General features: G+C 40.7%; 9 protein-coding genes. 3 read left to right on the forward strand and 6 right to left on the reverse strand.

Annotated features, from left to right (window positions below; all coding sequences use genetic code 11):
* Positions 1-85: 85 nt before the first annotated feature.
* The 5 genes from WKF66_RS09260 to WKF66_RS09280 all read right to left on the reverse strand — a co-directional run bounded on the left by WKF66_RS09260 (position 86) and on the right by WKF66_RS09280 (position 7,142).
* Complete coding sequence (locus WKF66_RS09260; protein ID WP_489674149.1) at positions 86-3,316, reverse strand: error-prone DNA polymerase; 3,231 nt, start codon at positions 3,314-3,316, stop codon at positions 86-88.
* Between the two features lie 6 nt (positions 3,317-3,322).
* Positions 3,323-4,822, reverse strand: a complete 1,500-nt coding sequence (locus WKF66_RS09265; protein ID WP_489674150.1) for a Y-family DNA polymerase — start codon at positions 4,820-4,822, stop codon at positions 3,323-3,325.
* A gap of 2 nt (positions 4,823-4,824) precedes the next feature.
* Entirely contained in the window at positions 4,825-5,556 is a 732-nt protein-coding gene (locus WKF66_RS09270) for an ImuA family protein (RefSeq protein WP_489674151.1), read from the reverse strand.
* A gap of 75 nt (positions 5,557-5,631) precedes the next feature.
* On the reverse strand, positions 5,632-6,558 hold the full coding sequence (locus WKF66_RS09275) for a glycoside hydrolase family 76 protein (RefSeq protein WP_489674152.1): 927 nt from the start codon (positions 6,556-6,558) through the stop codon (positions 5,632-5,634).
* Entirely contained in the window at positions 6,519-7,142 is a 624-nt protein-coding gene (locus WKF66_RS09280; protein WP_489674153.1) for an RICIN domain-containing protein, read from the reverse strand. Before WKF66_RS09280 ends, WKF66_RS09275 begins: the two co-directional genes overlap by 40 nt.
* Before the next feature lie 99 nt (positions 7,143-7,241).
* Here WKF66_RS09280 and WKF66_RS09285 point away from each other — a divergent pair, with 99 nt between their 5' ends.
* The 3 genes from WKF66_RS09285 to WKF66_RS09295 all read left to right on the forward strand — a co-directional run bounded on the left by WKF66_RS09285 (position 7,242) and on the right by WKF66_RS09295 (position 9,942).
* Complete coding sequence (locus WKF66_RS09285) at positions 7,242-8,108, forward strand: alpha/beta hydrolase (RefSeq protein WP_489674154.1); 867 nt, start codon at positions 7,242-7,244, stop codon at positions 8,106-8,108.
* 43 nt (positions 8,109-8,151) lie between these two features.
* Positions 8,152-9,345 carry an FG-GAP repeat domain-containing protein gene (locus WKF66_RS09290; RefSeq protein WP_489674155.1) on the forward strand — a complete coding sequence of 398 codons (1,194 nt, stop codon included), beginning with the start codon at positions 8,152-8,154 and terminating at the stop codon, positions 9,343-9,345.
* Positions 9,346-9,429: 84 nt separating this feature from the next.
* Positions 9,430-9,942: a DinB family protein gene (locus tag WKF66_RS09295; protein WP_489674156.1), complete on the forward strand. Its 513-nt coding sequence runs from the start codon at positions 9,430-9,432 to the stop codon at positions 9,940-9,942.
* Here the strand turns inward: WKF66_RS09295 and WKF66_RS09300 are convergent.
* Positions 9,939-11,852 (reverse strand): ATP-dependent DNA helicase, encoded by a 1,914-nt coding sequence (locus WKF66_RS09300; protein ID WP_489674157.1) that lies wholly within the window; start codon positions 11,850-11,852, stop codon positions 9,939-9,941. The two genes, WKF66_RS09295 and WKF66_RS09300, sit on opposite strands and share 4 nt — an antisense overlap.
* Positions 11,853-11,967 lie beyond the last annotated feature (115 nt).

An 11,967-nucleotide genomic window follows, 5' to 3' on the forward strand; every position in this document is an offset into this window, starting at 1 on the left:
TATAATTGAAACTGCAAATTTAAGCATTCCTGAGTCAAATCTGTCTTTGCGGAACAAATACTGTCTTAAGGCCATTGTAGCATGGCTATTTGAAGTTTCTGGCGGGAGGAAAAATTTCTTTATCCACTTGAATTCTTACCTGAGTTCTTTTGTTTTCTGTAGGGTAAGGAGATTTTTCCTCTGCTCTTGATTGTGAAAGTATTGGGGAATCATCATTGTTTATTGTATTTGAGCCAGGTAATAGTTTTGACAGGTCAAAACAGCGTTGAACAATAACATGTACCACTTTACCTTCCCGTTGTAGCTTCCCTTCTACCATAAGCAATCGGGAATGTAGGATCTCCTTCCTAAACTTTTCAAACAAGTTTTGAAATACTACCAGGTTAGAGAAGCCAGTTTCATCTTCAATGGTAATAAAGCAAACCCCACCTGCGGTACCCGGTCGTTGCCTAACCAATACTAGTCCTGCAACTTTAAGCAGTTTTCCATCGGGAGAATCCTGTGTTTCTTGAGATGATAGCACATGTAGTAACTGCAGTTTTTCACGTGCAAAACTTACAGGATGTGCCTTTAAAGACAAGGAAGTAGAAGCATAATCTTGCACCACATGTTCTGAAGCACTCATTAATGGTAGGGAAACTTGTGGTTCCAGGACACTTTCTGAAGGCTGACCTTCAAATAATGCAACAGGTCTGTCATGCAGGGCGGAGACTTCCCAGAGTGCCTGTCTCCTGTCCAGGCCTAAAGACCTGAAAGCATCGGCGTCTGCAAGCCTTTCCAATGCATTCTGAGAAACACCGGCCTCTCTGATACCAGTTATAGTACTGAAAGGTAATTTCCGTCCAGATAGGAGCATTTCAATGTCCTCTTCTTTCATTCCTTTAATCTGCCGGAAACCAAGTCTCAAGGCACGACATTCCCCGGCCTTTTCTTCAAGGGTATTGTCCCATACTGAATAGTTCACATCTATAGGCCGAACTTCAACTTGGTGGTTCTTCGCATCAATAATGATTTGCGCGGGCTGGTAAAACCCCATAGGCATACTGTTTAATAAAGCGGTAGCAAAAACATCAGGATAGTGACATTTAAGCCAGCAGGAAACATACACTAGAAGGGCGAAACTGGCGGCATGGCTCTCAGGAAAGCCATAACTCCCGAATCCTTCCAGTTGCTTAAAAATTCGATTTGCGAATTCTTCATCATAACCATTTGCAATCATGCCATCAATCAGCTTCTTTTGAAAACGGCTTACCATCCCTTTAAGCTTGAAGGTAGCCATGCTTCGACGCAGTTCATCTGCTTCAGTTGGAGTAAACTTAGCAGCAACCATAGCAATCTTCATTGCTTGTTCCTGAAATAAGGGAATACCTAACGTCCGTTTTAAGATCTCCTCCAGCTCTTTAGATGGATAAGTTGTAGCTTCTTCCTTATTTCTTCTTCTCAAATATGGGTGAACCATATCTCCCTGTATTGGCCCCGGACGAACGATTGCAACTTCAATGACCAGATCATAAAAGCATCTGGGCTGAAGCCTTGGAAGCATGGATTGTTGTGCCCGGCTTTCAATTTGAAAGACCCCGATGGTATCGGCGTTGCAAATCATGTCGTACACCTTTGCATCCTCTGTCTTATTGATACTTGCTAAGGTGAGGTCAAGATCATAATGTTGTTTTGCAAGATCAAATGCTTTGCGGATGCAGGTGAGCATACCTAAAGCTAACACATCGATCTTCAAGAATCCAAGTGCATCAATATCATCCTTATTCCATTCGATATTTGTACGGTCTTCCATACGGGCGTTAATTATAGGACAGAAGTCTGAAAGTTTACCCTGTGTAATTACAAAACCACCTGTATGCTGACCTAACTGTCGTGGAAACCCGATCATCTGCCCTGTGAGTTGCAGCACCTTTTTGAGTAAAGGATCTTCAGGATTCAGGCCCTGTTCTACTATTCTTTCTTTTTCAAACCACTCCTCTGAGTACTGCCAGATAGAAGAGGAAAGGCGATTAACGGTATCTACGGATAATCCCATAACTTTCCCTACATCTCTGATTGCTCCTTTTTGATGCTGTTGAGTCACCGTTGCAACAATAGCAGCACGGTCCCGGCCATATTTATTATAGATATATTGCATTACTTCTTCCCTCCGCTCGTGTTCAAAATCAACATCTATATCGGGAGGTTCATTTCTGGCAGAGGAAATGAACCGTTCAAACAAAAGATCAAATTTAGTGGGGTCAACAGAAGTAATTCCAAGACAATAACACACCGTAGAATTCGCCGCCGAGCCTCTACCCTGACAAAGTATTTTTTGCTCTTTTGCGAACCTCACGATATCAAAAACAGTGAGAAAATAAGAGGCGTAGTTCATTTCTTCCACGAACTTTAACTCATGAGCGATGGATTCTTTGGTCTTATCAGAGATACCTTCAGGAAATCTTTCTTTTGCTCCTTCCCAGGTTAGGAAAATCAATTCTTCTTGAGGAGTTCTTCCTTCTGTTGTAAGTTCTTCGGGATAATTGTATTTTAAACTGCTTAAAGAAAATTGACAACAACTGGCAATGTATGCTGCATTTTCAATGGCTTGAGGATATTGTCTAAAGAGCCGATGCATTTCTTCTATTGACTTCATGTGTCGCTCTGCATTCTGATGTAATCTAAAACCTGCGTTAGTTATCGTGCATTTTTCTCTGACGCATGTCAGCACATCTTGCAGTTCACGCCTGGAAAAGTTATGATAATGAACATCATTTGTTGCTGCTAATGGCGCATTAAACTGGCCGGACAACTGCGAAAGTCGGAATAATCGTTTATGATCGTTACTCTGGTAGGTACGGGTAACAGCAAGATATAGGGAAGCGCCTAGCCTGGATTTATACTCTTTTAATTGCTGCTCAAAGTCAGGCTCGAATTGAAAGGATTCATTTAGTGATTCGGGTGGAATGACAATAAAAAGCATGCCTTGAGCATGTGTATACACATCTGATTTGTATAAATAACATTTACCTTTTTCAGCCCGAAGATTTCCAATAGTTAGCAGTCCGGAGAGTCTGCTATAAGCTTCCTGGTTGGTAGGATAAGCAAGTAAACTTGGCCCATCCAGCAGATCTAAACGACAGGCAACAATGATCTCTATTTCTTTATCTTTTGCTGCAGCATAGGCACGGACCACTCCAGCAAGGGTATTTCGATCCGTAATTGCTACTTTGGTATAGCCAAACGCAAGCGCTTGCTCCACCATCTCTTCGGGATGTGATGCACCTCTGAGAAAAGTAAAATTGGTGGTTACCTGCAGTTCTGTATAGCCAGTCATAATTTATTAGGCAAAATATCCATGTATGAACCATTGCTGAGCTTTTTCATTCTGATAATGACCAGATCGGAAAAGCCAGTAACGCTGTCCCATTTCATCCTCCACCTGGTAATAATCCCTATGTTCTCCTTCATCCATCCACCATTCCCGTTCAATCCGTTCAGGCCCGTCTGCCTTACGGATATTATGAGTGACTCCTTTATACCTGAAAAGCATGGGTGCATAATCAGGTATAGGGACACTGACTTCAATCCGCTCTGGTTTTGTCAATAGTTGTGTTGGACGGGGATTATTATGCCAGGAAATAGCGGGTTTTTCATCAATAGAACTAGCTAGTTTAGTGGTACGTTCCGGCCAGTAATGCTCATCAGGCAGATATCTGTTTACTATGGTTGCCCCTGCTTTAACGGTCAATCTATCCAATAACTCCGTTACGCTATTGTCGTTTACTCCGGGGTTAACAGCCCATAAGACCTCCTGGGGAGGTATCAATTCTTCTATTTTAGTGGCTTCAATTACAAAAAGCTCGATTCCAAGGGCTGGTGCAATGCCAGGTATCTTTAATACAAATAAAGCCAATAAATGATCCTGGGAATTAGATGCAGCGTTTGTACCAATACTAACCTCAACTACCCTCCCATCAATCCGATAGCAAAGTAATTTAGCGGACCTTAATCCCATACCTCCTTGTATCAGTCTGCCGCACAGTTTTTCAAGTAAGCGTTTAATTGCGATCTCTATTCCAGTTGCGGTTTTAATAGGCTCTAAACAGGGCAATCTTTCCGTATGAGCTTGCTGAACTTGTAAGGGCTCAATCACTTCTTCTTCTTGTCCTAATGCCTGACCTAACCTCAGCAATAGGTCATCACCAAATCTTCTTCTTAAGACAGATCTGGGCATACCTATAAAACTTTGAATCTGAGTTAAACCTAATTTATGAAGCCTTTGCAGTACTATTTCCTCTATTCGTAAAGCAGCAGGACTTAATGGAAGTAAAGCTTCAATCTGTTCTCCTTCAGCAATAATCGGTGATAAGCTTCCATACCTTGAAATTGCCCAGGCTGTCCCAACTGTGTCTGCAATCGCCGCACGTGCATAGTATCCCTTGCTTTTGATACGGTTAACTATTTCTTTTAAGTATTCACGTTCTCCATTCCATAGATGAGTACAGCCACTGATGTCTAAGACTAAGCCATCCGGCGGATCAATGGATACAATTGGCGCATATCTGATACACCACTCTCCTAGCCCTTTTAACAATTTAAGATTTCGACCGGGTTTATCATCTATGATTTCTAACCCGGGAACGAGTGCTTTGGCATCTGCGGTAGGCATATTGATTTCAATGCCTTCCGCCTCCGCGATTGCATTCATCGCAGAAACTAGTTTTCTACCATGCACAGGAATAGCAAAGACAAAGGGCCGCTCTTTTAGCGCTGTTCGATGTAGAATTAGCCAATCGGTAGTTAAATACCTAAACCATATGGATAAATAGCGCTTAGCCATAACTATCCAACCTGAAGTGTTTCAACAAGAATTTCCCGATCATTTACAAGATTGAATCTTCCTGCTGACCATTCGATATCCCAGGACCCTGGAATACCATTTTTTACTTTTAAAAGCGATACATTCCAGCGTGGGAAGCCGACACCAGGCATTCCATCTTCCAGCTTGGAGATAATTGGCTTGATTTGCCATCGGGCTACACATGCAGTTGTTGCAAGCTTCTGGTTATTATTTCTTAAAATCAACCCGGTTACCTTACTTCTTTCAACAGTTAATTGAAGTCTTCTGGATTGGGTGAGATTAATATCCGAAACTTCAGCTATAACAGCCGCCAGCCCTTCACATTTTAGCGCTTCTTCCATGGCCCAAAGCACATCTTTCTCTCTTTTCAGATCAATAAAGATAATGCGATCGGGTTCTACACCGAATAATTTCAAGGCTGGTGGAAATAAAGTTCTTGATGCGCTAATCCATAAACAAGCGCCTCCTTTAACCATTAAAAATTTAAGTATGCCAGCAATGAAGCCCCCTGATGCAGCTGCATGTTCAGGAGCAGCATTGATAAACTCATGAATAGCACCTGTTGGGAAGATTGAATTGGGGAAGGCGGTTTCTATTGAGGCTAAAGAAAAACTATTAGAAGAAGGACATGACTCCGCTTTAAAGCCTTCCAGAAGAAGTATTTTTTTTTGGAGCTGGTCGATAATTCCTCTTTTAGCACTTATTAGTTCCATATCTGATAATAGAACAAATATAAAACTAACTTAGTTAGCAAATTGAAATAATTTACTAACAATTTTAGCTTTCGCTTACTGACTTGTTAAACCCAAGGTATTAATTAATAATGAAACAGCTGTTGATGCACCAAAAGCAGACCCCTGTTTTGCCTCACCAGTTTTTGTACCCCATTTGGTATGAATTACTCCTAAAGAGTTTCTATTATTATAGGCTACTTTACCATTTAATTTCAACCATTCGACCAATTCTGTATGCTTAGTTCCTAGTGTATACATACGTGCATAACGAGCAAAAATACCTTTGAAACCCGGCAAATCATTACCTCCCTCCTCATTATTCATCGTTTTTCCCTTGTACATTTCATCACGCGCATAGACTGCAATCTTTTCTGCGTCTAATAAATAATTCTTCTCTTTTGTATAGTTATAAAGCATGGTGGCTGCACCTAGAAATGTTCCTTGGTTATAAGTTGAGCTCCAGGTTCCGGTTTTAATCAATCCTGTTTTCTTATCTAAATCAATGTTATCATTTACCTTACCTGTTTCAGCATTAAACAGGTAGTTTTTTGACCAGCTATACAATGCAATGGCCTTATCGTAATAGGTTTTATCACCGGTTGCCTGTGCTAAGTAACAAGCCGCAACCATAGCTGGACCCTGAATACAGGAGTTTTTAGATGTTTTTGTTTCGAACCAATTTAATCCACCGCCATAAGTATTGGTAAAAGCCCTTGCATACATCTTATCAAATTGCTCCTTGCCTTTATCCAGATAAGCCTTCTTATCCGTAAATAAATACCCACGAACAGAAAATAAAACTGCCCAAGCTATATCGTCGTTAAAATCATTATACATCCAGTCCGATTTATTAACAGCAATAAAATTGGTGTACATTGTATTAAAACGATTAATGTACTTCGGGTCTTTTGTAACTTCGTATGCATCTAGAACGACTTCCATCATCTCTGCACGATCCCAAAATCCTTTACCACTTTCCATTTTATAATGTAAAAACCAAGCTTCAAAGGTTTTATCAGCAATTTCCTTCTCGTAAGTTTAGCGGGTAGACGATCTTTTTGAAGCACCCACTTTTGTACGCTCTCCGTAGATGACTGAGCTAGATTTACAGTAGTTCCATCCGCTTCTTCTGCGCCCTGGAGATTCAGAGAATATTTAGATTTGGTAACAGGCTTAAAATAATAAGTACCACTACCGGCACTTTTAATTACCCATTTGATAGCATCTCCATTATCGTTTTCATATTGGTCTATCTTTACAGACTCTTCAGTATGGGAAGAAACATGTAACATCTTTCCAGAAGCTACATTCTGGAAAGTATAAACCCCTTTACCCAGATGCTTAATGATCCATCGCTGAGCATCACTTTGTGTATCCGTCCAGGAGTTCACAATCGCAGAATTATCCATCGAGGAATTGCTCACTGTAAGCAATTTATTATTGGCTCTTGATTTTATAGTATAAATAGCTCCAGAGTTTATTCGGGCTATTTGAGCAGAGCTGAATTCTGTACTAAGAAAACATGCTAAAAATGGAAGGGCAAATAATAAAAGAGATTTCCTCATTGTTGAATCTTAAGTAAATCACAAATATAGAGCTATATTTTTAATGCATACAAATTCATATATTGCTATCAAAAACCAAAGATAATCTCGAACAACCGTATGAAAAAACTCCTTACCGCGATAGTACTAGTGACGCTGCTTAGTCCTTTATTATTAAGCGCTCAAACTGGAAAAGTGTATGACAATCTCAGTCTTCCTAGCAAAATATTAAAAAGCGACCGTAAGTTTGCAGTTTACCTGCCTCCAGACTACGAAACCTCTGGCCGTAGTTACCCGGTATTATATTTACTGCATGGATCTGGCGACGATCAGACTGGCTGGGTACAGTTTGGAGAGGTTTTAAACATTACGGATAAAGCAATTGCAAACGGCACAGCGACTCCGATGATTATCGTAATGCCTGATGCAAACACTGGTCGTCGCGGCTACTTCAATGATGTAAAAGGAGACTGGAATTATGAAGATTTCTTTTTCAAGGAGCTTATTCCATTTGTAGAAAAGAAATACCGAGCAAAGACAGATAAACGTGGTCGTGCCATTTCTGGACTATCAATGGGCGGCGGCGGTACATTGATGTATGCATTGCACCATCCCGAACTTTTTTCTTCCGCTTGTCCGCTGAGCGCCTCAGTAGGTCCACTTACCGCTGCCGATGCAAAACAGTCTTTATCAAGAGCAAACCCTACCCTTGCGGATACGGCGATTACCACCTATTTTAACCGCCATAGTGCTGTAGCATTAGTAAACAACATGCCAGACGAGCAAAAGAAGGCGGTACGTTGGTTTATAGATTGCGGTGATGATGACTTTTTATATGAGGGTAACGCTTTGCTACATATTGCAATGAGGAAGAAGGAAGTCCCTCACGAATTTCGTGTTCGTGATGGCGGCCATACCTGGACTTACTGGCGTGCATCGCTCCCTAAGGTACTTGAGTTTGTTTCGGATTCATTCCATCAGTATTAGGACAGCCTTCAGCTGGCCGACATAAACGTTTTAAAACAATCGTATGATACGAATCAATTCTAACCTCGCAACTGCTATTTTATTTACAGCTGTAAATCTGATTTCAGTAGAAAGCAATATTGCCCAGACTGCTTCAGGCAAAGAGATCAAGTTTAAAAAGCATGTTATCACTACAGATTTTCTTTCAGAGGGTTCTGCAATAGGTGACATAAATAAAGACGGAAAACTGGACATCATTGCTGGAGCTTATTGGTTTGAAGCGCCTACGTGGAAGCAACATGAAATTGCAAAGCCGATAAAGAAATATGACTGGAAGGTGGAATATTCCAACTCTTTTCTTAACCATGCAATTGACATCAACCAGGATGGCTGGATAGATGTTATTCGCGTTGATTTCCCTGGAGAAGCCGCTGTTTGGTATGAAAACCCGAAAAGTATAGATGAGCTTTGGAAAGTACATCCATTATATTCTTCTGTGGGAAATGAATCCCCAAGATTTGTAGATATGGATGGGGATGGCAGAATTGATCTACTGTGTAATGACTCCAAAGGCAATCGAATGGTATGGCTGGAGTCTCCTAAGAAAAAGGGGGAGCTGGAATGGACCGTTCATGTCATCAGCGATGTGAAGGACAGAGCTACACATCAATTTACACATGGCTTGGGCTATGCGGACTTGAATAAGGATGGCAGAGCCGACGTCATTACAAGAATCGGATGGTGGGAAGGACCAGCAGATATCAAAGCCCAAGGTAATTGGACCTGGCATCCAGCAGATCTAGGCGAAGAGAGTTCCCAGATGCATGCGATGGACTTAGACAAGGATGGAGATGTAGACGTAATTAGCGCCTCTGCCCATGACTTTGGAATATGGTGGCATGAGCAGGTTGCTGATGCACAAGGAGCAATCACCTGGAAGCACCATGAGATTTCAAAAACTTTTTCACAGACTCATGGCCTTGGTCTTGTCGACATGAATAGGGATGGGAACCTCGATCTTGTTACTGGAAAGCGATTTTTTGCTCATCATGGACACGATCCAGGAGAGTATGACCCAGCAGTATTGTATTGGTTTGAGTATAATCCTGGAAAAACCCCTGCTTGGATTCCACATCAAATAGACAACGATTCTGGGAATGGTTTACAAACCAATGCTATTGATATGAATAAGGACAAATTAGTTGACATTGTAGTTTCAAATAAAAAAGGGGTGTTCTTTTTTGAGCAAATAAAATAATTTAAGTAGTTGATTTCAGACTGCCATAGGGTTGTCAGTGGCCATGCTTTTCTTTGTATCAGAAATTATATAAACCACTTAATTATGAACACAGCTGACATTAACACAGAAATTACTCCTTTCGTCTCTTCTGCCAACTTTTTGAACGAATGGTTAGGCCACCGCAGGCTAACAAGAAAAGTTATTGCTGCTTTTCCGGAGGATAAACTTTTCACCTATAGCATTGGTGGAATGCGCCCTTTTGCAGAGATGGTGAAGGAGCTTATCGATCTTTCTGGTCCGGGAATTAAAGGAATCGCATTGGATAATTGGGAAAATACCGAAGGGTTCTCAGAACACACTTTGGCAGAGAACCAACGTACAAAAGAGAGTTTGCTGCAACTATGGGATGAGTCAACTGAAGAGATAACAAAATACTTTTCTCAGATTTCTCAAGAAAGATTTGAGGAGAATGTCTTAGCTTTTGGTCAATATGAAGGTCAGGTTTTTTCTACTATCTTGTATTTCAAGGACAATGAGATTCACCATCGTGCACAGGGAACGGTATACTTAAGAGGTCTAGGGATAGAGCCACCTGCTTTTTACGACAGGAATTAAAACAATTGTAGACTAATATTTTGCTGAGCGGAATTGGAAGCGCCAGGTTTACGCCTCGCTTTTTCTTTCTGCTCAGCTATCCAGGGAACATAATTCTTTTTATCAATAGGGTCTTTCAGTAAGCCAGATGCGTACTGCATCATTGATATTTTGCTTTCAATAATTTGTCTATACTTCAACAACATGTGTTGAATCTGTTGCTGGATCTTGTTCTTTGGCTTGACCCGGATATTCTTGTTAAGCGGGTTCAATAACTGAATCGTGATTTCTTTCGTGAAGTAACTTAGTGCTGATTCGATTCTGGACTGCAAAGCCTGCTGCTCAGCGAAACTACCTTGCAAATGCAATACCCTAACCTGACTTTGGAATTTAACCACAACGGCGATCAGGTCTGATACAGACTTCTCCAACTGAACAAGCAACATTTTAAAATCTGTAATATTTGCTTTCTGAATCTCTGAATTGGAACTGATGGTTTCAAGTCCAACTTGTAGACTGTTAAGTGAAAAATGTGAGAGCACAAGATCGAGAATATATTTTTCCTGAGCAACGATGAGTAGATCTTCCATCTCCTCTACGGAAGATGGCTTCATATACTTGATCACTTCAATGTTTGACCGTAAACTCTCTGTGCTGATTTTTGACTGCAGGATCAAGCCATTTAAAGTACGAACGCGACTAAGGGCGACATAAACCTGTCCGGCAACAAAAGATTTTCCAGCATCAATAATTGCTTGATCAAATGTTAGACCCTGACTCTTATGTATAGTAACTGCCCAGGCCAATTTTACAGGATACTGCGAAAACTCTCCTACCTGCTGTTGAACAATGGCTTCTTCTGTATCAGTTTTGTATTCAAATGACTGCCATGAAGACTTCTCCAGCAACAAATCGTCTTCATGCGGAAAGGAAATCCAGATCTCATTATTACGTATTGATTTTATCTTTCCAATTTTACCATTATAGAACTTACGGTCATCTCCCGTATCGTTTTTAATGAACATAACCTGTGCCCCTTCCTTGAGTTTGAGGCTTTGGTCTGCCTGCATTCCTAAATCTCTGAACTCGCCACTGATCTCACCTTCAAAAGTGTACTCCATACCAGCCAATTCTTCAAGCTTTTTCTTATTGATAGAATTCGCTTCTACGTTATGAGACGTAATTATGATCGGATTCAGATCTTCAGTAGAAGCAAAATCTGGCTGATATCGCCTGTTTAATAGCTTTAGGCTTTCATCACTAATTTGATTATTCCTAATGTCATTTAAGATATTGATAAACTCTGGTTCCGTTTGTCTAAATACTTCAGTAAGTTCCACTTGAAGCAAGGGATTTTTACGGACAACTACAGCATCAAAAAAATACGGCGTAGGATATGCATTGCGCAGAAACGACCACTCTTCCCGTTTGGTTACCGGTGGAAGCTGATATAAGTCTCCTATTAACAATAATTGCACACCTCCGAAGGGAGCGCTATTTTTTCTAACTGAGCGTAAAATGGCATCAATTACATCCAGCAAATCACAGCGAACCATAGAAACCTCATCAATAACCAATAGCTCCAATTCGTTTAGAAGAGTTAGCTTATCTCTGCTATAGGAAAGGTCGGCAACGAGTGATGTAATAGATACGATACCAGATTGAAGTGTTTGAAGGTCAATGTCTCCCGGAAAGAACGATCCGGGGGGCAGTTGAAATAGGGAGTTGATGGTTGTTCCTTTCGCATTCATTGCTGCTACACCAGTAGGTGCGACCACAATTATCTTTTTTGTACTCTGTTCTTTTATTTTCTTAAGTAGCGTTGTTTTTCCAGTACCTGCTTTTCCTGTCAAGAAGATATTTTGATTGGTAGAATCTATAAAAGAAATAACTTTTTGATAGATCGTCTCCGCAGTACTCAGTTCAGCCATAGGGCAAATCTAAATAGAAAAACAGTCGGATACATCTGATCTTGAAAATGTATTATTTAACATTTGTATCAACATTTTGATACAAATGCAGGCTCCTGCGCATGAACATTCTGTA

It is taken from the genome of Pedobacter sp., from assembly GCF_037719805.1.
In the GTDB taxonomy this organism is placed as follows: Bacteria; Bacteroidota; Bacteroidia; order Sphingobacteriales; family Sphingobacteriaceae; genus Pedobacter.